Source organism: Escherichia fergusonii ATCC 35469, assembly GCF_000026225.1.
Lineage (GTDB): Bacteria > Pseudomonadota > Gammaproteobacteria > Enterobacterales > Enterobacteriaceae > Escherichia > Escherichia fergusonii.
This window is the reverse complement of sequence record NC_011740.1, coordinates 3,942,646-3,964,542: the sequence shown is the minus strand read 5'-3', so window position 1 is coordinate 3,964,542 and position 21,897 is coordinate 3,942,646. Positions and strand designations below refer to the sequence as shown.

Below are 21,897 nucleotides of genomic sequence, written 5' to 3'. Positions count from 1 at the left end.
CCGACGGCGTTTCCCACACCGCCGGATATCTGTCGGGATATTAAAGTGCCAGCGCACTGGCCAGTGGCGTAACGCCAAAACGCTCACCGAGTGCAATCAGCTCTTCGCGGGTAATGGTCTGCTTCATACCGCCCATCGAGTAGATTTTGACTAACACCTCCGCTGATTTCTCTGCGGTATCAATCAAACCAAAGGCTTCATCCAGTGTCGGTCCGGAACCGAACACACCGTGGAAGGGCCACAACACCAGTGAATGTTTTTGCATTTCCTGTGCGGTCGCCTGGCCGATTTCGTCCGTGCCGGGCACCATCCACGGCAGAATGCCAACGCCATCCGGGAATACCACCAGACACTCGGTGCTGCCTTCCCACAGTTGGCGGGTGAAGACCGCGGTGTCGTTTTCCAGCACATAGGTGAGGGCGATCAGGTTGGTGGCATGGCAGTGCATGATCACCCGATCTTTACCGTTGGTGGCTTTGATGCGTTCGCAGTGGGAAAGGAAGTGAGCGGGAAGTTCAGAGGTTGGAACGGCTTCGTGAGTTAGCCCCCAGAGAATGTGGTAGCCCGCGCCGTCGCTGTCGACTTTTACGACGCCTAAGTTAGCCGCAGGATCAAGCTGGACGTTGCGGAAGAATTTGCCGGAGCCGGTGACAATAAACGGTGTATTTGCCAGTAAAGGCATGGGCTGGCTGAGCGGGATATAGCGCGGTTGTGCATGGAAGTTGTCGTGATAAGGCGCGATATCGGCGTCATCCAGGCGCAGCGTCAGGTTGCCGCCGTTGCGCTCGTCCCAGCCTTTCAGCCAGGCGTCGGTGGTGGCTTTGATCATTCCCTGGACAAACCAGGACTGGGTAATGTTTTGCATGTTCTGTGTTCCTGTTAATTCGGTGTTGTCGGATGCACGACCCGTAGGCCGGATAAGGCGCTTGCGCCGCATCCGGCAGTGTTTACCCACGCTGGCTCAAAATCGCTTTCTCATAAGCCCGTACGCTCTCCAGCCATTCGCTACCCGCTGGGGTATCGTGACGCTGACAATACATTTCCCACACCGCCTGCCACGGCAATGATTTTTGTTCTTCCAGCAGTGCCAGACGCGCAGTGTAATCACCCGCTGCTTCCAGCTTGCGCAGTTCAGTGGTAGGTTCCAGCAACGCACGCAGCAGGGCTTTTTTCATATTGCGCGTACCAATGACCCATGCGGCAATGCGGTTGATAGAGGCATCAAAGAAATCCAGGCCGATATGTACCCGGTCGAACAGATCGTGACGAACAATCTCACTGGCAATCGCCTGAGTTTCATCATCCAGTAGCACTACGTGATCGCTGTCCCAGCGAACCGGACGGCTGACGTGCAGCAGCAACTGCGGCACATACAGCATGGCGGCGGAAATCTTGTCGGAAATCACTTCAGTTGGGTGGAAATGTCCGGCGTCCAGGCATAGCGCCGTCTGGCGGCTGGTGGCATACCCCATGTAAAACTCATTGGAGCCAACCGTGTAGCTCTCCGCGCCAATACCAAACAATTTGCTCTCAACGGCGTCGATATGGTGCGCCGGATCCAGCTTCTCGCTGATCACCTCATCCAGTGCTGCCAGTAAACGCTGGCGCGGGGCGAGACGGTCAACGGTGATATCTTTCATGCCATCCGGGATCCAGATGTTCATCACCGACGGTGTGCCGAGTTGCTCGCCAAAATAGGCTGAAACACGGCGGCTGGCTTTGCAGTGATCAATCCAGAACTGGCGAATGCTGTCGTCGGCATGGGAAAGCGTAAAGCCATCGGCGCTTAGCGGATGCGAAAAACAGGAGGGGTTAAAATCCAGACCGAGCTGATTGGCTTTCGCCCATTCAACCCAGTTTTTGAAGTGCTCTGGTTTGATTTGGTCGCGCGCGACTGGCGTGTCTGATTCCAGATAGATGGCATGTAAATTCAGCCGTTTCGGCCCCGGAATCAGCCGCATAGCCTGTTCCAGATCGGCACGTAGCTCACTGGCATTACGCGCTTTGCCCGGATAATTACCTGTGGCCTGAATCCCCCCGGTCAGCGAACCTTCCGGGTTTTCAAAACCGGAAACATCATCGCCCTGCCAGCAGTGCATTGAAACGGGTAAACGATCAAGTTGGCGCAGCGCCTCCTCGACATCAATCCCTACTGCCGCGAAACGCTGTTTCGCCAGCTCCCAGGCCTGTTCCAGTTGAGTGGTCATGCGCAAAGCTCCTTTGTCTGTCGTGTAGAGTGAATCTGCGCCACATAGTGGGCAATTTCACTGTCAGGATTAGGGGTAAAGGTGGTCAGATTCGCGGTGGTGCTGACGACCTGACGGAAATCATCCACATTGTTGAGTTCATCCAGCGCCATTAACTGGATGCCGATATTGCCGAGCGTCGAGGCTTCAACAGGCCCGGCAATCACCCGAATACCGCAGGCATCGGCACATAACTGATTGAGCAGCGTGTTCTGGCAGCCGCCGCCGACAATATGCAGTTGCGAGAAATCTTCACCGCGCAACTGCGCCAGCTCATGCAACACATCGGCATACAGCAGCGCCAGACTGTCGAAAATACAGCGTCCCAGTTCAGCATCACTTTCCGGGATTGGTTGCGCCGTTTCCCGACACACAGCCTGAATTTCGCTGCACATCTCGTCAGGATTAATAAAGCGATCGTCATTGGGATTGATGATAAAACGGCAGGCCGGGAGTGCCTGTGTCGCGGCGATAAGCGCCGGAAGATCGTTGATTTGCCGCTCCTGAAGCACCCGCTGAAGCAGCCATAAGCCCATGATATTTTTCAGCACCCGATAGCGACCTTCCGCCCCACCTTCATTGGTGATGTTGGCTGCCAGCGCCGTGTCATTGGTAAATGGCGTCTGGCTTTCGAAGCCCATCAATGACCAGGTGCCAGAAGAGAGATAAGCGGCGCGTGAACCATTTAACGGCGAGGCGATAACCGCGCTGGCGGTGTCATGGCTGGCAACGGCGACGACAGGAATCTCATTACCTTGCGGGCAAATCCAGTGACCAATGACATTACCCGGATGCGTCGGGCGACCAAACCAGGCTTTGTTGGCCCCGCTCCACGCCAGTAGCGTTTCGTCCCAGTCGTCGCTGTTGATATTGACCAGTTGCGTGGTGGTGGCGTTGGTATACTCCCAGTTCATCTTGCCGGTCAGCCGATAACTAAAGTAATCCGGCATCAGCAGAGCGTGAGCAATGTGTGGAATAAGTTCAGGTTGTTGCTCCGTCAGCGCACGCAGCTGATAGAGCGTATTGAAGGGCAAAAACTGGATGCCGCTACGCTGATAAATATCGCTTTTACCGAGTTGCTTTTGTGCCAGCGCCATCAGACCATGGGTGCGGCTATCGCGATAAGCAACGGGCAGGCCCACACGCTGACCCTGTTGGTCGAGCAGCACAAAGTCCACGCCCCAGGTATCAATCCCAATGCTATCGATACGAATCCCTTCCTCGCACACCTTGTTTAATCCAAGGCGAATGGCACTTTCCAGGCTATCCACATCCCAGGTGACATAACCGTTCTGGCTATGCAGGCCATTGTTAAAACGATGGATTTCGCGCAGCGTCAGGCTGCGGCATTCACGCTCGTAACGCGCCAGCATCACGCGCCCACTGGATGCGCCGAGATCGACGGCGACACAATTGCGAAAGGTCATAATGTGATCCTGCTGAATTTCATTACGACCAGTCTAAGAAGCGCCTGAATTCGCTACCTTCTCGTTACTGACAGGAAAATGTGCCATTGGCAACATGGCAAAGGTAAGGGTGATACTTCTCACATTTTGCCGTTTTTAGCGGATGTGACGCTCGCCGCAATTCGCGAATTTTCCTGATATATCTTCAAAAATTGACCGGATTTACGCGCTTTTATGTCGAAAATTTAAGGTGGGGTTATCGGTGCTTGATTACCATTCAGGCAGAGATAGTCACATCAGGAAATCATTATGACGAAATTACATAGCGTTGATTTTTTCCCGGCACAAGAGGTATCAGTGGCGATCGAACCACGGTTACCGCAAGGTGCTTTTCCTGAACATCACCATGATTTTCATGAAATTGTGATTGTTGAACATGGCACCGGTATTCATGTGTTGAACGGACAGCCCTATACCATCAGTGGCGGTATGGTCTGTTTTATTCGCGATAGTGACAGACATATGTACGAACACACCGATAATCTAAATCTGACAAATGTGCTATACCGTTCGCCAGATAAATTCCGCTTTCTGGCAGGGCTACATCAGTTATTGCCGCAGGAGTGCAATGGGCATTACCCCTCACACTGGCGTATTGATCAGCACACGTTACAACAGGTGCGTCAGTTGATTACCCGGCTGGAACAAGTCAGTGCCGGGCAGGATTTATCGACCGTGGCAAATCGCGAAATCTTATTTATGCAGCTGCTGGTGGCGCTACGCAAAAACAGTCTGCTGGAAGGTGATGAGAATACCGATGCACGCCTTAATCATTTGATTGCCTGGCTTGAAGATCACTTTGCAGAAGCGGTTAGTTGGGAAGCAATTGCTGATCGCTTTGCGCTTTCGTTACGCACGTTGCATCGCCAGCTTAAACAGCACACCGGACTGACCCCGCAACGCTATCTTAATCGTCTGCGTCTGGTGAAGGCCCGGCATTTGCTGCGTCACAGTGATGACAGCGTAACCCACATCGCCTTTAGTTGCGGATTTGCTGACAGTAATCACTTTTCGACGCTGTTTCGCCGAGAGTTTGGCTGGTCACCGCGTGAGATTCGCCAGGGGCGCGACGCTTCTCTGCAGTAACGCGAATAGAATCAACGTATTTCGCCACCTGATTGCGAATAATGCACAAGGAACCAGACCAGGGAGAAACGGTGGCGACTCAATTAACTTTGCTGAAAAAAGACTTTTTTGCTGATGACGAACAAGCTGTTGCTGTGGCTGATCGCTATCCGCAGGATGTTTTTGCAGAACATACTCATGAATTTTGTGAACTGGTGCTGGTATGGCGCGGAAACGGCCTGCATGTGCTGAATGGTCGGCCTTACCGCATTACCCGTGGTGATTTGTTTTATATTCATGCTGATGATCGCCACTCCTATACTTCCGTCAACGACCTGGTTTTACAAAACATCATCTACTGCCCGGAGCGGCTAACACTAAATCTCGACTGGCAAAGCGCTATTCCGGGCTTTTCTGGTACGAAACATTGCCCTCACTGGCGGCTGGGAAGCCTTGGCATGGGGCAGGCGCGACAGGTTATCAGCCAACTGGAACATGAGAGCACGCACCGCGACGCACACGCCAACAACATGGCGGAACTGCTTTTTGGGCAACTGGTGATGACCCTGCAACGATATCGTTATGCCAGCGACAATCTGCCAATCAGCGCCCATGAAACGTTGCTGGATAAATTGATAACCGTGCTGGCAGCAAGCCTTGAACGTCCTTTTGTGCTGGAGAGGTTTTGTCAGCAAGAATCATGCAGCGAGCGGGTACTCAGACAACAATTTCGCCAGCAGACGGGGATGACAATTAACCAGTATTTACGACAGGTACGGATTTGCCATGCTCAGTATCTTTTGCAACATAGTCGGTTACTGATTGGTGAGATTGCAATGCAGTGTGGGTTTGAAGACAGTAACTACTTTTCAGTGGTATTTACTCGCGAAACCGGGATGACGCCCAGCCAGTGGCGTCATCTCAGTGCGCAAAAAGTTTAGCTCGCCATCCCCATACCCACGATATTGGCGGCGATGATAATCACCACGCAACCGAGGCTCAGTACGCTAATCGGGCGACGTCCGGCATCTTTCCACTCTTTCAATACCAGACCCACAATTCCACCGCACAGCACGTAGAAACTCATATGCAGCATCCAACTGATATAGTCATATTGTGCCGGAATGCGCGCGTGTCCCCAGGCATAGAAAAAGAATTGCAGATACCACATCAAACCGCCAAGTGCCGATAGCAATACGTTTTGAATGATGAGCGGTTTTGCCAGCGAAAAGTCGGCTTTTAGCGACAAATCTTTCACTTTCGCCAGACGAATAAAACAGAAACCGAGGTTGATAATTGCGCCACCGCCCATGATGACAACATAGCTTGGCAGAGCGACATACAGTGGATCGACGCCTAGTGCGGCAGCGGCTTCATGCATCGGTTTTGCGGCGTTCATCGCAAAGGACATCCCGGCAGAGAAAATGCCGCACATCACCGCCAGCACCAGCCCTTTTTTCAGATTGAACTCTTCGGCTTTAATGCCCATTTTGCGCTCTTTTAACTGCCCGGCGCGGGTCACAATCCCTACGCCAATCAGCGCCACCAGAACGCCGAGCAACGTCATGCGTCCGCCTTCGGTGTTAATCAGCACATCGAAATTGCCGTTGATAATTGGTGTCATCAGCGTACCAACAATCAACGTGATACCAATGGCAATACCAATCCCCATCGACATGCCGAGATAGCGCATGGTCAGGCCGTAATTGATATTGCCAATCCCCCACATTGCGCCGAACAGAAAGACAGGCAGCAGGGTTGAGAGGCTAAACGAGCTGTAATACGCCCAGAAATCAGGTAGTAACAGGGCGCTGATCAGCCACGGCAGGATAATCCATGAAACCACACCACCTACCGACCACATGGTTTCCCATGACCACTTTTTTACTTGTTTGAACGGGGCGTAAAAACAGGCTGCGCTGGCCGCACCAATCAAATGCCACAATATCCCCATCGTAATCGCGTTGCTCATTTTGAAATCCTCATCATTTTTATCGTCGTGTCACCCTTCCGACGTGATGAGTGTAAAAATCGTGCATACCTTTAACCTTTCGCCTGTTGCCGCTGATGATGATTTGCTGGCAATCAGCGCATTAAGTGGGTGATTTGGCTCACATCTCAGGCATTTTCCTGCAAAACCATATCCTTACGAAAAGTACGGCATTGATAATCATTTTCAATACCATTTAATTAACTATAATGAACCAACTGCTTACGCGGCGTTAACAATCGACCGCCCGACACAACTGGAGAAGAATATGAGCTATACCCTGCCATCCCTGCCGTATGCTTACGATGCCCTGGAACCGCATTTCGATAAGCAGACCATGGAAATCCACCACACCAAACACCATCAGACCTACGTCAACAACGCCAATGCGGCGCTGGAAAGCCTGCCAGAATTTGCCAACCTGCCGGTTGAAGAGCTGATCACCAAACTGGACCAGCTGCCAGCAGACAAAAAAACCGTGCTGCGCAACAACGCTGGCGGTCACGCTAACCACAGCCTGTTCTGGAAAGGTCTGAAAAAAGGCACCACTCTGCAGGGCGACCTGAAAGCGGCTATCGAACGTGATTTCGGTTCCGTAGATAACTTCAAAGCAGAATTTGAAAAAGCGGCAGCTTCCCGCTTTGGTTCCGGCTGGGCATGGCTGGTGCTGAAAGGCGATAAGCTGGCGGTGGTTTCTACTGCTAACCAGGACTCTCCGCTGATGGGCGAAGCTATTTCTGGCGCTTCCGGCTTCCCGATCCTGGGCCTGGATGTGTGGGAACACGCTTACTACCTGAAATTCCAGAACCGCCGCCCGGACTACATCAAAGAATTCTGGAACGTGGTGAACTGGGACGAAGCTGCGACGCGTTTCGCTGCTAAAAAATAAGGTTGCATAAACGCCTGTGAGAAGCGAGTCTGATGGCTCGCTTTTTTGTATCTGCGAAGGAGAAAACAGATGCATTATCCGGTTGATGTGTACACAGGCAAGATTCAGGCTTATCCCGAAAGTAAACCCAGCGCAATTGCCAAAATCCAGGTTGACGGCGAACTGATGCTGACGGAACTGGGCCTGGAAGGTGACGAGCAGGCAGAGAAAGTCGTTCACGGTGGGCCAGACAGGGCGCTGTGTCATTATCCTCGCGAGCATTATCTCTACTGGGCGCGGGAATTTCCTGAACAGGCAGATTTGTTTGTTGCGCCTGCGTTTGGTGAAAATCTCTCAACCGACGGTCTGACGGAAAGCAATGTTTATATTGGCGATATTTTCCGCTGGGGAGAGGCATTAATTCAGGTTACTCAGCCGCGCTCACCGTGCTACAAACTCAATTACCATTTTAACATCAGCGATATGGCGCAGCTGATGCAAAACACGGGTAAAGTGGGCTGGCTGTATAGCGTGATAGCGCCGGGGTTGGTATCTGCTGATGCGCCGCTGGAGTTGGTTTCCCGTGTCAGTGATGTGACCGTGCAGGAGGCTGCCGTCATCGCATGGCATATGCCGTTTGATGATGAGCAGTATCACCGTTTGCTTTCCGCAGCCGGACTATCGAAAAGCTGGACGCGAACGATGCAGAAGCGCCGACTTAGCGGCAAGATTGAAGATAATTCACGGCGGTTGTGGGGAAAATAAGACATGATGCCGGATGCGGCGTAAACGCCTTATCCGGCTACAAAAGCTGCCCTGCGCGGTTAACTACGCTTATACAGCGGCAACCAAATCACCAGCCGTAAACCGCCGAGCGGGCTGTCTTCCGCTTTTACCCAACCACGATGCTGCTGGATGGCGGTTTCAACAATCGCCAGCCCTAAGCCCGTGCCGCCAGATTCACGATCGCGCGCTTCATCGGTGCGATAGAACGGACGGAAAATCTGCTCGCGATCTTCCGGGCTAACGCCAGGACCATCGTCGTCCACCGTAATGGTGATGCCATCTTTATCTACCGCAAAGCCCACTTCAATCTTCGTATGGGAATAACGCAGAGCATTACGAACAATGTTTTCCAGCGCACTTTCCAGAGCGTTCGGGTTGCCATACAGAGGCCACGGCCCAGGCGGGAAGTTAACCGTCAACGACTTGCCCATTTGTTCCGCTTCGAACGCCGCGTTATCCAGCACTTCACCCCACAACTGGTTAGCTTTCAATGTCTCGCTCACCAGCGCGTTTTTCTGCTGATTACGTGACATCACCAACAGGTCGTTGATCATGCTGTCCAGACGCTGGGCTTCGGTTTCAATACGCTCCAGTTCCTTGCTTTCACCACTACGACGGCGCAGTAACGCCGTACCCAGTTGCAGACGCGTCAGCGGGGTGCGTAGCTCGTGAGAGATATCAGAAAGCAGACGCTGCTGAGAGGTCATCATGCGCTCCAGCGCGGTGACCATCTGGTTAAAACTGGCACCTGCGGCAAGGAATTCCTGTGGCCCCGCTTCCAGTTCCGGGTGCTGGCGTAAGTTCCCCTGGGCAACTTCATCGGCAGCGTTTTTCAGCTTACGCGCCGGTTTTGCCAGACTCCAGGCCAACCACAACAGCAACGGTGTACTGACCAACATAGTCACAATCAGCAGTAATAGCGGGCGGTCAAACAGTAAGTTAATGAAATCGGATTGAGAACTGCTGGCCGGACGAATCAGATACAGTTGGTAATTATCTTCGCCATCACGCACGGAGAACGGACCGACCAGTTCCACGCGGCCATACTTTTTCTTTTGCGGGTGATCAGCGTTATCGGCCTGGCCAATAAAGTTGCGAATGATCTGCATTTCGCTGCGTTCAGCGCCGATCACGCGGCCTTCCGTAGTTACCAGTAACAAACGCTGGCCTGGCGGTGCCCACTTATCAATGGCCCGGAAGAGACGCCGCCACCACATTAAATCGTTCGGTGGATCGTTCGCCAGTTCTGCTTCGACATGCTGCTCAATCATCAGCCCCTGACGCTGTTCGCTATCCAGAAGCTCGGTCATCTGGCGTGAATCGAGCTTGGGTAACATCAAAACCAACATCAACACCAGCGCCAGCGTCAGCCAGAAGATGGCGAAGATGCGCGCGGTTAAGCTGCCTATCATGAAGCAGAAACCATCAGATAGCCGCGACCACGCAAGGTTTTAAACCACGGGTGACCGTCTTTACGATCCGGCAGCTTACGACGCAGGTTAGAGATATGCATATCGATAGCGCGGTCGAAAGGCGTCAGGCGCTTGCCCAGCACTTCCTGGCTTAAATGTTCACGGGAAACCACCTGACCCAGATGCTGTGCCAGTAAGTAGAGCAGGGTAAATTCAGTGCCAGTCAACTCCAGCGTTTGCCCGTCGAAGCTGGCCTCCTGGCGACCAGGGTTGAGACTTAAGGCGTCTACTTCCAGGGTTGGGGAACTATTGTCATTGTTTTGTTGTTGTTCGCTCCAGTGCGAACGACGCAGGATCGCGCGGATCCGCGCAACCAGTTCACGATCATTGAACGGTTTCGGGAGATAGTCATCTGCGCCCAGCTCAAGGCCGAGGACGCGATCAAGTTCGCTGCCACGAGCGGTCAGCATAATGACGGGAGTCTGGTGTGTCTGGCGAAGTGCTTTAAGGGTATCAATGCCATTTTTCTTCGGCATCATCACGTCAAGCAAAAGTAAATCAATGCTGTCGTCCAGAAGTTCGAGTGCTTGTTCCCCGTCATGGGCAACAACCACATTGAAGCCTTCCATTTCGAGCAGTTCCTTTAACAGGGAAGTCAGCTCTCGGTCATCATCAACTAACAGAATTTTATTCATTGTTTAAGTACCTCCGAGGCAGAAATTACGTCATCAGACGACGCTAATCCATGACTTTACGTTGTTTTACACCCCCTGACGCATGTTTGCAGCCTGAATCGTAAACTCTCTATCGTTGAATCGCGACAGAAAAGATTTTGGGAGCAAATGATGCGCATAGTTACCGCTGCCGTCATGGCCTCAACGCTGGCACTCAGTTCTTTAAGCCACGCTGCTGAAGTCGTTACAGGCGATAACTGGCATCCGGGTGAAGAACTTGCACAGCGCAGTACGCAGAGCCATATGTTCGACGGCATAAGTTTAACCGAACATCAGCGTCAACAGATGCGAGATCTGATGCAACGTGCCCGGCACGACCAGCCTCCTGTAAATGTTAGCGAAGTGGAGACAATGCACCGCCTTGTCACCGCAGAAAAATTTGATGAAAACGCTGTACGTGCTCAGGCTGAAAAGATGGCACAACAACAGGTTGCCCGCCAGGTTGAAATGGCAAAGGTTCGCAATCAGATGTATCACCTGTTAACGCCTGAGCAGCAAGCGGTTTTAAATGAAAAGCATCAACAACGAATTGAACAACTGCGTGACGTGACGCAATTTAAAAAAGATTCATCGTTGAAGTTATTGAGTAGTAGCAACTCACGTTCCCAGTAGTAAACCCTGTTTTCCTTGCCATAGACACCATCCCTGTCTTCCCCCACATGATGTGGGGGTTTTTTTTTGACTCCAATTTACCCGATGTTTGATGCATTGCGGATAATTTGTATCCGTTATACTACCGTCAGTCGATAGCGGGAGTAGTTATGAATCAATCTTATGGACGACTAGTCAGTCGGGCAGCAATAGCTGCGACAGCGATGGCTTCGCTGCTATTGCTGATTAAAATTTTTGCGTGGTGGTATACCGGTTCGGTGAGTATTCTTGCCGCGCTGGTGGACTCGCTGGTGGATATCGGCGCGTCATTAACTAACTTATTGGTCGTGCGTTACTCACTGCAACCAGCCGATGACAATCACTCATTTGGACATGGTAAAGCGGAATCTTTGGCGGCGTTGGCACAAAGTATGTTTATCTCTGGTTCAGCGTTGTTTCTGTTTTTAACCGGGATCCAGCATCTGATTTCGCCAACACCGATGAATGATCCTGGCGTTGGTATTATTGTCACAATCGTCGCGTTAGTTTGCACCATCCTCCTTGTCTCGTTTCAGCGTTGGGTGGTTCGCCGGACACAAAGTCAGGCGGTACGGGCGGATATGCTTCATTATCAGTCTGATGTTATGATGAATGGCGCGATTTTGCTGGCACTTGCCCTGTCCTGGTATGGCTGGCATAGCGCAGATGCCCTGTTTGCTTTGGGTATTGGCATCTATATTTTATATAGTGCGTTACGTATGGGATACGAGGCGGTACAGTCATTGCTGGATCGTGCTTTGCCCGATGACGAACGACAAGAAATTATTGATATCGTGACTTCCTGGCCGGGTGTCAGCGGCGCTCACGATCTTCGCACGCGGCAGTCAGGGCCGACCCGCTTTATTCAGATTCATTTGGAAATGGAAGACTCTCTGCCTTTGGTTCAGGCACATATGGTGGCGGATCAGGTGGAGCAGGCTATTTTACGGCGTTTCCCAGGCTCAGATGTCATTATTCATCAGGATCCTTGTTCCGTCGTACCCAGGGAGGGTAAACGGTTTGAGCTGTCATAATGCATGCGAAAAGAGAGCCAGACCCGCATTTTGTGTATAAATTACCGCCATTTGGCCTGACCTGAATCAATTCAGCAGGGAGTGGTTGTTATACTATCTGCATATTCGTTAGGTGTTCGATGTGCAGAATCGACTTCCGGCAACAGATTTCATTTTGCATTCCAAAGTTCAGAGGTAGTCATGATTAAGAAAATCGGTGTGTTGACAAGCGGCGGTGATGCGCCTGGCATGAACGCAGCAATCCGTGGTGTCGTGCGTGCGGCGCTTTCGGAAGGTCTGGAAGTCATGGGGATTTATGACGGCTATCTGGGTCTGTATGAAGACCGTATGGTTCAGCTTGACCGTTACAGTGTGTCCGACATGATCAACCGCGGTGGTACTTTCCTGGGCTCCGCGCGCTTCCCGGAATTCCGCGACGAAAACATCCGTGCGGTGGCTATCGAAAACCTGAAAAAACGTGGTATCGACGCGCTGGTTGTTATCGGTGGTGACGGTTCTTACATGGGGGCAATGCGTCTGACTGAAATGGGCTTCCCGTGCATCGGTCTGCCTGGCACCATCGACAACGATATCAAAGGTACTGACTACACTATCGGCTTCTTCACTGCCCTGAGTACGGTTGTAGAAGCTATCGACCGCCTGCGTGACACTTCCTCTTCTCACCAGCGTATTTCCGTGGTGGAAGTGATGGGCCGTTATTGTGGCGATCTGACTCTGGCAGCTGCTATTGCTGGTGGTTGTGAATTCGTTGTTGTACCGGAAGTTGAGTTCAGCCGTGAAGATCTGGTAAACGAAATTAAAGCCGGTATCGCCAAAGGTAAAAAACACGCAATTGTGGCGATCACTGAGCACATGTGCGATGTGGACGAACTGGCACACTTCATTGAAAAAGAAACCGGTCGTGAAACTCGCGCAACCGTGTTGGGCCACATTCAGCGTGGCGGTTCTCCGGTACCTTACGACCGTATTCTGGCTTCCCGTATGGGCGCTTACGCTATCGAGCTGCTGCTGGCTGGCTACGGTGGTCGCTGCGTAGGTATTCAGAACGAACAACTGGTTCACCATGACATCATTGATGCTATCGAAAACATGAAGCGTCCGTTCAAAGGTGACTGGCTGGAGTGTGCGAAAAAACTGTACTAAACGTTTTTTGGCATGGAAAAGGCGGATTTTATTCCGCCTTTTTTAATAGCTCTTTATATTCATATTCGTTATAGCCAATCTTTTTTTATTCTTTAATGTTTGAATCTCTTTCTGGCACGCTTGGCTCATCACAACACAACATAAGAGAGCCGGGTGATGAACAAGTGGGGCGTAGGGTTAACTTTATTACTGGCAGCGAGCAGTGTTCTGGCAAAGGATATTCAATTACTTAACGTTTCGTATGATCCGACGCGTGAACTGTACGAACAGTACAACAAAGCATTTAGCGCCCACTGGAAACAGCAAACCGGCGACAATGTGGTGATCCGCCAGTCCCATGGTGGTTCAGGCAAGCAAGCGACGTCAGTGATTAATGGTATCGAGGCTGATGTCGTCACACTGGCGCTGGCTTACGACGTGGACGCCATCGCGGAACGTGGTCGTATTGATCAAAACTGGATTAAACGCTTACCGGATAACTCCGCGCCGTACACCTCCACCATCGTCTTTCTGGTACGTAAAGGTAATCCCAAACAAATTCATGACTGGAATGATCTGATCAAACCCGGAGTCTCGGTGATCACGCCTAATCCGAAGAGTTCTGGTGGCGCACGCTGGAACTACCTGGCGGCGTGGGGATACGCTCTGCACCACAATAACAACGATCAGGCCAAAGCGCAGGATTTTGTCCGGGCACTGTATAAAAACGTCGAAGTACTGGACTCTGGCGCACGTGGCTCTACTAACACCTTCGTAGAACGTGGTATTGGCGACGTGCTGATTGCCTGGGAAAACGAAGCTCTGCTGGCGGCGAATGAACTGGGGAAAGATAAATTCGAAATCGTTACGCCGAGTGAGTCGATCCTCGCAGAGCCAACGGTGTCGGTTGTCGATAAAGTGGTGGAGAAAAAAGGCACCAAAGAAGTCGCGGAAGCCTATTTGAAATATCTCTACTCGCCAGAAGGCCAGGAAATTGCCGCCAAAAATTACTATCGTCCGCGTGATTCTGAGGTGGCGAAAAAGTACGAAAATGCGTTTCCAAAGCTGAAGTTATTCACCATTGATGAAGAGTTCGGCGGCTGGACGAAAGCGCAAAAAGAGCATTTCTCTAACGGTGGCACGTTTGACCAAATCAGTAAGCGTTAATTTTGCTGAAAAGACCAAAGCCCGGTAGCCCTGTGCACCGGGTTTTTTATTTGACACGATTTTGCGCTACCCTTGCATCTCTTTGAGATACACGGAAAAAGTGATGAAAAAAGCACGCTTTCTTTTTTTGGTGATGATAGCTATTGCCACAGCTGCTGGTGTTTATTACTGGCAATTCACAGGAGAATCGGACGCGTTACGTAAGATTGTTCTTGAGCAATGTGTACCAAATCAATTGCAGAATCAAAATCCGGCCCCGTGTGCAAAAGTGAAGCCGGAGGCAGGGTACGTCGTCTTTAAAGACCGGAACGGACCGTTGCAATATTTGCTGATGCCAACGTACCGAATTAACGGAACGGAAAGCCCGTTACTTACAGATCCTGGAACGCCTAATTTCTTCTGGCTGGCCTGGCAGGTGCGTGGTTTTATGAGCGAGAAATACGGCAAGCCGATCCCCGACCGCGCAGTTTCACTGGCGATTAACTCCCGTACCGGGCGTACGCAAAACCATTTTCATATTCATATCTCTTGTTTACGCCCGGATGTGCGCGAACAACTGGATAACAATCTGGCGAACATTAGCAGCCGCTGGTTACCGCTGCCTGGTGGGTTGCGTGGACATGAATACCTGGCGCGTCGGGTAACAGAAAGCGAACTGGTACAACGTAGTCCGTTTATGATGCTGGCGGAAGAAGTCCCGGAGGCCCGGAAACATATGGGAAGCTACGCACTGGCGATGGCCCGCCAGAGTGATAATTCGTTTGTTCTACTGGCAACACGACGAAATTTACTGGTGCTGAATCGTGCTTCGTCCGAAGAAATTCAGGATCATCAGTGTGAGATTTTGCGTTAACGCGAGGCGTTGAGGAGAGTTAAGTGCCGGATATGATATCCGGCACTTGTCAGGCTTAAGCCTGTTTAGCCGCCTCGGCAGCTTTAACGATCACTGCGAAGGCGTCAGCTTTCAGAGAAGCACCACCCACCAGCGCGCCGTCGATATCCGGCTGAGCGAACAGTTCTGCAGCATTAGACGCATTTACAGAACCGCCGTACTGGATAATCACTTGTTCAGCGATGTTAGCGTCAACTTTAGCGATGTGGTCACGGATGAATTTGTGAACAGCCTGTGCCTGCGCCGGAGTTGCAGATTTGCCAGTACCGATTGCCCATACTGGTTCGTAAGCGATTACCGCGCCTTCGAATGCAGCAGCACCCTGCGTTTTCAGTACCGCGTCGATCTGGCGTGCACAAACTTCTTCAGTTTTGCCCGCTTCATTTTCCGCTTCGGTTTCACCGATGCACAGTACCGGAGTCAGACCCTGTTCTTTCAGTACAGCAAATTTTTTTGCGATCAGTTCGTCGGATTCTTTGTGGTAAGTACGACGTTCAGAGTGACCGATAATGATGTACTGTGCGCCAATGTCTTTCAGCATTGCAGCAGAGGTTTCACCGGTGAACGCACCAGACAGGTTCAGATCCACGTTCTGCGCACCCAACATGATGTGACTGCCTTCAGCTTCGCGCTTCGCCATATCGATGTACATTTCCGGTGGTGCGATTGCAACCGCACAGCCAGCAACACCTGCCAGCTCTTTACGCAGGTTAGAAACCAGCTCGTGAACCATGTGGCGGCTGCCGTTCAGTTTCCAGTTACCCATCACTAAAGGATGTCGCATTTTAATTCTCCACGCTTATAAGCGAATAAAGGAAGATGGCCGCCCCGCAGGGCAGCAGGTCTGTGAAACAGTATAGAGATTCATCGGCACAAAGGCTTTGCTTTTTGTCATTTATTCAAACCTTCAAGCGATTCAGATAGCGCCAGCTTAATCGGTTCAACAGCGAAGGTCAGCCCCTTTTCGCCGTTATCCGCTACAACATAGCGGATCGCACCTTCGGTTTCGGCGTAGTAACGTTTACTTTTGCCTGCGCTTAGCAATTGTTGCAGTTTTTTCTGACTCTGTTCTTTAGTCATTAGTGGTGCAACACTGCGAATTAACGCAGCCATGTATTCCAGGGCTTTCGCTTTTGCCGATTTTTGATCCGGCCCCTGAATCGGTAACCAGGTAATTTGCATACTTTTAATTTTTAACGTGCCGTGCTCCAGTGCCGTGGATGCATACAAATTTTCGTTAATTTTACTGGCTGCTCGTGTCAGATTGGCTTTGTCGCGACTGCTGTCGATGGCACGGAATTCATTCAGGGGAAGGGTGGGATTCTGACGATTAAAATTTTCACGAAACTGACTGATGGAGAGATCGAAAGTCGGAGCGCCTGCAAGCAGGTAAGGTGCAGCTTTCGACTGGGATGGCGTATCCGCCAGTGCCGCAACGCTTGCGGTTATGGTGGAGAAAAAAAGTAAAAATAGCGCACATCCGGGCTTCATCTGTCATACCTTTCGTTTTGTCTGTGTTCGATTAAATCGATATCTGTCGGCCTTGTCAAAAGGGTAAAATCCTGGAAAAGACTATCATCAAGGAACTTACATGACCCTACAGCAGTGGTTATTCTCATTTAAAGGGCGTATTGGACGCCGTGATTTCTGGATCTGGATTGGCCTGTGGTTTGTTGGCATGCTGGTTCTGTTCTCGCTGGCGAGTAAAAATTTACTCGATATTCAGACGGCGGCGTTTTGCCTTGTATGCCTGCTTTGGCCAACAGCTGCAGTAACTGTGAAGCGCTTGCATGATCGTGGGCGTTCCGGCGCATGGGCTTTTTTAATGATTGTGGCGTGGATGCTTCTGGCTGGAAACTGGGCGATGTTGCCGGGCGTCTGGCAATGGGCAGTTGGACGATTTATCCCGACACTGATTCTGGTGATGATGCTTATCGATCTTGGCGCTTTTGTGGGTACACAAGGGGAAAATAAATTCGGTAAAGATACCCAGGAAGTGAAGTTTAAAGCTGATCAAGAATCAAGCTGCTAAGCGATAATATATCTCATATTATTATTTTATAGCCGGGATTGTTATTTTCAACAAAGCAACAATCCCGGAAAAAACGCCTCCACAAAATACCTTAATCGATATCAAAAAAAATGGTAAATGATAAATTCATTACTTGTTTGTTATTCCCATGGCGACGCATTATTCTTTAAAGGAACTCGATAGAGAGGCGAATATTCAGAGGTACACTATGAAAGATGTCGTGGATAAATGCAGTACTAAAGGATGCGCAATTGATATTGGTACTGTTATCGATAATGACAACTGTACCAGTAAAGTGTCACGCTTGTTTGCCAACCGCGAAGAAGCAGAATCCTTTATGGCAAAATTGAGAGAGCGTGCCACTGCCGCGTCTTCTGCAGATGACGGGGTCAGCGTGGCTTACCAGATCAAAGATGTTGATAAGCAGGTAGAGCTGGACGCTTCCTTCACTTTCTCGTGCCAGGCTGAGATGATTATCTTTGAATTATCACTGCGTTCAGTGTCTTGATGGAATCAATTTTTGAAGGAGTAAATCATGGCTTATAAACATATTGCTGTTGCTGTTTCCGGGAATGAAGAAGACGCAATACTGGTGAACAAAGCCCTGGAGATCGCCAGACATAATGATGCCCACCTGACCTTAATTCACATTGATGATGGTCTTAGCGAATTGTATCCCGGCGTATATTTCCCTGAGACAGAAGATATCCTTCTGCTATTGAAAAATAATACTGATAACAAACTGTATAAATTGACGAAAAATATACAGTGGCCTAAGACAAAACTCAGAATTGAGCAGGGTGAGATGCCGGAATCACTGGTGAAGGTTATTCAGCATGAGCAATGTGACTTGTTGATTTGTGGTCATCACCACTCGTTTATCAATCGTCTGATGCCTGCCTATCGCGGTGTGATCAACAAGTCGACGGCAGACCTGCTGATCGTGCCGTTTATCGACAAGTAACCGCTTACCAGTAATGCTCCGCTGTCATATGGCCCGGTCGACGACGTAAATGTTTAGTCATCTGCCGGGTCTCTTTTAGCAGCTGTTGTGTATCGCGCACCATTTGCGGATTACCGCACAGCATCACATGGCTGGTTTCTTTATCCATCGGCAAGCCCACCGCACTTTCCAGTTCACCACTTTCAATTAACGCCGGTATTCGCCCGGTGAGCGAACCCGCCGCCGTTTCCCGACTGACCACCGTCTGAATGCGCAGTTTCCCTTCGTAGCGTTTTTCCAGTTCTTGCATCAGTGGCAAATAGCTTAAGTCGGCGGCATAACGTGCGGCGTGAACCAGGACCAGATTTTTGAAGCGATCTAAATCTTTGCCCAGTTGCAGAATCGATAAATAAGGGCCAATCGCTGTACCGGTTGCCAGCATCCATAGCGTTTCGCAATCTGGTACTTCATCCAGCACAAAGAAGCCAGCTGCTTCGCTAACCACCTGCACTTCATCGCCCGGTTTCAGTGCCGCCAGTCGTGGGCTTAATTTGCCATCGGGGACGGTGACCAGGTAAAACTCCAGATCGGGATTATCAGGAGAGTTAACGTAGGAATAGGCGCGCTGGACGCGTTCGCCATCAATTTCAAGGCCTAGTTTGGTGAATTGCCCGGCAGTAAATGGAAGCACGGGAGCGTGAACGGTGAGACTAAACAGGGCGTCGGTCCAGTTCTGCACTTTAGTGACTTTGCCTGTTACCCAATCAGCCATGTTTTTCTCCTGTTTTGATTGACTTGCCTTATCTTCGTTCTCCGAACAAAAAAATTCCAGTCCCGAAGGACTGGAAGGCTCAATCGATCAAATCAATCAGAGGATGTGCACCTGCATTTCTGGGTCTTTGCGATCCAGATAGTGGATAGACTGAATGCGGCGAATGGTGCGTGACTTGCCGCGGATCAGCAGCGTTTCGGTAGTCGCGATATTGCCTTTGCGGCTAATACCTTCCAGCAGATCGCCTTTGGTAATACCGGTGGCAGAGAAGATAACGTTATCGCTGCGTGCCATATCGCCCAGACGCAACACTTTACCCGCTTCGATGCCCATCGCTTTGCAGCGTGCCAGCTCCTGTTCGCCAATGCGACGATTCTCTTCGTTGTCGCCTTTGACGTCATGACGCGCCAGCAGACGACCGTTCATGTCACCATCTAATGCGCGGATCACCGCTGCAGAAACCACGCCTTCCGGCGCGCCACCAATACCGTACAGCACGTCAACTTCGCTGTCTGGCATACAGGTGAGAATTGAGGCCGCAACGTCGCCGTCTGGAATAGCAAATACGCGTACGCCGAGTTGCTGCATTTCTGCGATAACAGCATCGTGGCGTGGTTTCGCCAGAATCGTTACCGTCAGTTCGCTTAACGGTTTGCCGAGCGCCGCCGCAACATTGCGCAGGTTATCCGCCAGCGGCAGGTTCAGATCAATGGTGCCTTTGGCTCCCGGTCCGACGATCAGCTTCTCCATATACATATCCGGCGCGTTGAGAAAGCAGCCTTTATCGCCTACTGCCAGCACCGCCAGCGCGTTAGCCTGGCCCATCGCCGTCATGCGCGTGCCTTCAATCGGATCAACAGCAATATCTACCGCATCGCCGCGACCGGTACCGACTTTTTCACCAATGTAGAGCATCGGTGCTTCGTCGATTTCACCTTCACCAATGACGATGGTGCCGTCAATGTTGACCTGGTTGAGCATAATACGCATGGCGTTAACCGCCGCGCCGTCCGCGGTGTTTTTATCGCCGCGTCCTAACCATTTGTAGCCAGCCAGCGCCGCAGATTCGGTGACGCGGGAAAATTCGATGGCAAGTTCTCGTCTCATAGCAAACTCTAAGCAGTAAGGAATGGCGCGAAGTGTAGCACAGGGGAAGGGCTGGATTATTGATGTGTGCGGGGTTGCCCCCGCACGATTTCAGGCTATGGACGATAGCGGATTACTCGTCGTGTTCTTCCCACGCCATCGCGCGTTTAACCGCTTTTTTCCAGCCAGCGTAACGGTAATTACGCTCGGTGGTTTCGATGCCAGGACGGAACTCGCGCTCAATCACCGCTTTCTCTTGCAGCTCGTCGAGGTTCTGCCAGAAGCCTACCGCCAGACCAGCAAGATAGGCCGCACCCAATGCGGTGACTTCGCGAACTTCCGGGCGTTCAACGCGCGTGCCGAGAATATCGGATTGGAACTGCATCAGGAAATTGTTTGCCACTGCGCCGCCGTCCACGCGCAGGGCGTGTAGACGAATGCCAGAATCGGCCTGCATAGCTTCCAGCACGTCACGCGTCTGATAAGCAATAGACTCCAGCGTCGCGCGTATAATGTGGTTAGCGTTCACTCCACGAGTCAGACCGAAAATCGCCCCGCGCGCATACGGATCCCAGTATGGCGCACCCAGCCCGGTAAAGGCCGGAACCACATACACACCGTTGGTGTTTTGCACTTTGGTGGCGAAATATTCGGAATCGTAGGCGTCATTAATCAGCTTCATCTCATCGCGCAGCCACTGAATGGATGCGCCTGCCATAAACACCGCACCTTCCAGCGCATAGTTTACTTCGCCAGTTGGGCCACAGGCGATGGTGGTCAGCAGACCGTTTTCTGATTTCACCGCTTTCTCGCCGGTGTTCATCAGCATAAAGCAGCCAGTGCCATAGGTGTTCTTCGCCATCCCTTCTTTCACGCACAACTGACCGAACAGCGCCGCCTGCTGGTCACCGGCGATCCCGGAGATTGGAATACGCGTGCCGCCTTTACCACCAATGTTAGTCTGACCGTACACTTCGGAAGAACGACGCACTTCTGGCAGCATCTCGCGCGGAATATCCAGCACCTCCAGCATTTTGTCGTCCCAGTCCAGGGTATGGATGTTGAACAACATGGTACGAGAGGCGTTGGTGTAATCGGTGACGTGGACACGGCCCTGAGTCATTTTCCAGATAAGCCAGGTATCAACGGTGCCAAACAGCAGTTCGCCGCGCTTAGCACGCTCGCGAGAGCCTTCCACATGGTCGAGGATCCACTTCACTTTGGTGCCAGAGAAGTACGGGTCAATCACCAGACCGGTGTTGTTACGAATGTACTCTTCCATGCCATCGCGTTTGAGATGCTCGCAGATCTCGGCGGTACGACGGCACTGCCAGACAATGGCGTTATAGATAGGCTTGCCGGTTTCTTTTTCCCAGACAATAGTGGTTTCTCGCTGGTTCGTAATACCGATAGCTGCAATTTGATCGGAACTGATATCGGCTTTCGCCAGCACTTCTACCAGCGTGGAGCTTTGGGTGGCCCAGATTTCCATTGGGTCGTGTTCTACCCAACCCGGTTTTGGGTAGATTTGCTCAAATTCGCGTTGCGACACGCTAATGATATTGGCATCGTGATCCATCACGACCGCGCGGGAGCTGGTGGTGCCCTGGTCGAGCGCGACGATATATTTTTTTTCAGTCATGTTTAGTTGT

At 51.3% G+C, this 21,897-nt stretch carries 23 protein-coding genes; 12 read left to right on the top strand and 11 right to left on the bottom strand.

Annotation, left to right across the window (positions count from 1 at the left end):
* Window positions 1-40: 40 nt before the first annotated feature.
* From rhaD to rhaB, 3 genes are all read right to left on the bottom strand, one after another.
* Entirely contained in the window at window positions 41-865 is an 825-nt protein-coding gene (gene rhaD / locus EFER_RS19330) for a rhamnulose-1-phosphate aldolase (RefSeq protein WP_001179731.1), read from the bottom strand.
* A gap of 82 nt (window positions 866-947) precedes the next feature.
* Window positions 948-2,207 carry an L-rhamnose isomerase gene (gene rhaA / locus EFER_RS19325; RefSeq protein ID WP_015953876.1) on the bottom strand — a complete coding sequence of 420 codons (1,260 nt, stop codon included), beginning with the start codon at window positions 2,205-2,207 and terminating at the stop codon, window positions 948-950.
* Window positions 2,204-3,673, bottom strand: coding sequence for a rhamnulokinase (rhaB, locus tag EFER_RS19320; RefSeq protein WP_000144065.1), 1,470 nt, complete (start codon window positions 3,671-3,673; stop codon window positions 2,204-2,206). Before rhaB ends, rhaA begins: the two co-directional genes overlap by 4 nt.
* Before the next feature lie 288 nt (window positions 3,674-3,961).
* Here rhaB and rhaS point away from each other — a divergent pair, with 288 nt between their 5' ends.
* The gene (rhaS, locus tag EFER_RS19315; protein WP_000163649.1) at window positions 3,962-4,798 is read left to right on the top strand and encodes an HTH-type transcriptional activator RhaS; all 837 of its coding nucleotides are present in this window, start codon (window positions 3,962-3,964) and stop codon (window positions 4,796-4,798) included.
* Between the two features lie 71 nt (window positions 4,799-4,869).
* Window positions 4,870-5,718, top strand: a complete 849-nt coding sequence (gene rhaR / locus EFER_RS19310) for an HTH-type transcriptional activator RhaR (protein ID WP_000235336.1) — start codon at window positions 4,870-4,872, stop codon at window positions 5,716-5,718.
* On the opposite strand, the gene rhaT is transcribed toward rhaR, so the two are convergent.
* Window positions 5,715-6,749 carry an L-rhamnose/proton symporter RhaT gene (rhaT, locus tag EFER_RS19305; RefSeq protein ID WP_000063544.1) on the bottom strand — a complete coding sequence of 345 codons (1,035 nt, stop codon included), beginning with the start codon at window positions 6,747-6,749 and terminating at the stop codon, window positions 5,715-5,717. The genes rhaR and rhaT overlap by 4 nt on opposite strands.
* Window positions 6,750-7,035: 286 nt before the next feature.
* Here rhaT and sodA point away from each other — a divergent pair, with 286 nt between their 5' ends.
* Both sodA and yiiM read left to right on the top strand, forming a co-directional pair.
* Window positions 7,036-7,656, top strand: coding sequence for a superoxide dismutase [Mn] (gene sodA, locus EFER_RS19300; protein ID WP_000122640.1), 621 nt, complete (start codon window positions 7,036-7,038; stop codon window positions 7,654-7,656).
* Between the two features lie 69 nt (window positions 7,657-7,725).
* Window positions 7,726-8,400 carry a 6-hydroxyaminopurine reductase gene (gene yiiM, locus EFER_RS19295; protein WP_000559234.1) on the top strand — a complete coding sequence of 225 codons (675 nt, stop codon included), beginning with the start codon at window positions 7,726-7,728 and terminating at the stop codon, window positions 8,398-8,400.
* 59 nt (window positions 8,401-8,459) lie between these two features.
* On the opposite strand, the gene cpxA is transcribed toward yiiM, so the two are convergent.
* Window positions 8,460-9,833 (bottom strand): envelope stress sensor histidine kinase CpxA, encoded by a 1,374-nt coding sequence (gene cpxA / locus EFER_RS19290; RefSeq protein ID WP_000580427.1) that lies wholly within the window; start codon window positions 9,831-9,833, stop codon window positions 8,460-8,462.
* Window positions 9,830-10,528 carry an envelope stress response regulator transcription factor CpxR gene (gene cpxR / locus EFER_RS19285; RefSeq protein WP_001033732.1) on the bottom strand — a complete coding sequence of 233 codons (699 nt, stop codon included), beginning with the start codon at window positions 10,526-10,528 and terminating at the stop codon, window positions 9,830-9,832. Before cpxR ends, cpxA begins: the two co-directional genes overlap by 4 nt.
* A 150-nt stretch (window positions 10,529-10,678) precedes the next feature.
* On the opposite strand from cpxR, the gene cpxP reads away from it, so the two are divergent.
* The 5 genes from cpxP to EFER_RS19260 all read left to right on the top strand — a co-directional run bounded on the left by cpxP (window position 10,679) and on the right by EFER_RS19260 (window position 15,373).
* Window positions 10,679-11,179, top strand: a complete 501-nt coding sequence (gene cpxP / locus EFER_RS19280) for a cell-envelope stress modulator CpxP (RefSeq protein ID WP_002431816.1) — start codon at window positions 10,679-10,681, stop codon at window positions 11,177-11,179.
* Window positions 11,180-11,328: 149 nt separating this feature from the next.
* Window positions 11,329-12,231, top strand: coding sequence for a CDF family cation-efflux transporter FieF (fieF, locus tag EFER_RS19275; RefSeq protein WP_001076736.1), 903 nt, complete (start codon window positions 11,329-11,331; stop codon window positions 12,229-12,231).
* 180 nt (window positions 12,232-12,411) lie between these two features.
* On the top strand, window positions 12,412-13,374 hold the full coding sequence (gene pfkA / locus EFER_RS19270) for a 6-phosphofructokinase (RefSeq protein ID WP_002431815.1): 963 nt from the start codon (window positions 12,412-12,414) through the stop codon (window positions 13,372-13,374).
* Between the two features lie 156 nt (window positions 13,375-13,530).
* Window positions 13,531-14,520, top strand: a complete 990-nt coding sequence (gene sbp / locus EFER_RS19265; protein ID WP_001045707.1) for a sulfate/thiosulfate ABC transporter substrate-binding protein Sbp — start codon at window positions 13,531-13,533, stop codon at window positions 14,518-14,520.
* Between the two features lie 103 nt (window positions 14,521-14,623).
* A complete protein-coding gene (locus tag EFER_RS19260) occupies window positions 14,624-15,373 on the top strand; it encodes a CDP-diacylglycerol diphosphatase (RefSeq protein ID WP_000710181.1) in 750 nt (249 codons plus the stop codon).
* A gap of 55 nt (window positions 15,374-15,428) precedes the next feature.
* On the opposite strand, the gene tpiA is transcribed toward EFER_RS19260, so the two are convergent.
* On the bottom strand, window positions 15,429-16,196 hold the full coding sequence (gene tpiA / locus EFER_RS19255) for a triose-phosphate isomerase (RefSeq protein WP_001216325.1): 768 nt from the start codon (window positions 16,194-16,196) through the stop codon (window positions 15,429-15,431).
* A gap of 107 nt (window positions 16,197-16,303) precedes the next feature.
* Window positions 16,304-16,903, bottom strand: a complete 600-nt coding sequence (locus tag EFER_RS19250) for a YiiQ family protein (protein ID WP_000802212.1) — start codon at window positions 16,901-16,903, stop codon at window positions 16,304-16,306.
* A 100-nt stretch (window positions 16,904-17,003) separates the two neighbouring features.
* Here EFER_RS19250 and EFER_RS19245 point away from each other — a divergent pair, with 100 nt between their 5' ends.
* From EFER_RS19245 to uspD, 3 genes are all read left to right on the top strand, one after another.
* On the top strand, window positions 17,004-17,444 hold the full coding sequence (locus EFER_RS19245; RefSeq protein WP_000175059.1) for a DUF805 domain-containing protein: 441 nt from the start codon (window positions 17,004-17,006) through the stop codon (window positions 17,442-17,444).
* Between the two features lie 208 nt (window positions 17,445-17,652).
* Window positions 17,653-17,952, top strand: coding sequence for a DUF406 domain-containing protein (locus EFER_RS19240; protein ID WP_000655996.1), 300 nt, complete (start codon window positions 17,653-17,655; stop codon window positions 17,950-17,952).
* A 27-nt stretch (window positions 17,953-17,979) separates the two neighbouring features.
* On the top strand, window positions 17,980-18,408 hold the full coding sequence (uspD, locus tag EFER_RS19235; protein WP_000323545.1) for a universal stress protein UspD: 429 nt from the start codon (window positions 17,980-17,982) through the stop codon (window positions 18,406-18,408).
* A 4-nt stretch (window positions 18,409-18,412) separates the two neighbouring features.
* Here uspD and fpr read toward each other — a convergent pair whose 3' ends face one another.
* From fpr to glpK, 3 genes are all read right to left on the bottom strand, one after another.
* A complete protein-coding gene (gene fpr, locus EFER_RS19230) occupies window positions 18,413-19,159 on the bottom strand; it encodes a ferredoxin--NADP(+) reductase (protein ID WP_000796321.1) in 747 nt (248 codons plus the stop codon).
* Window positions 19,160-19,255: 96 nt separating this feature from the next.
* The gene (gene glpX, locus EFER_RS19225; RefSeq protein ID WP_001250644.1) at window positions 19,256-20,266 is read right to left on the bottom strand and encodes a class II fructose-bisphosphatase; all 1,011 of its coding nucleotides are present in this window, start codon (window positions 20,264-20,266) and stop codon (window positions 19,256-19,258) included.
* 112 nt (window positions 20,267-20,378) lie between these two features.
* Entirely contained in the window at window positions 20,379-21,887 is a 1,509-nt protein-coding gene (gene glpK / locus EFER_RS19220) for a glycerol kinase GlpK (RefSeq protein ID WP_000136798.1), read from the bottom strand.
* Window positions 21,888-21,897 lie beyond the last annotated feature (10 nt).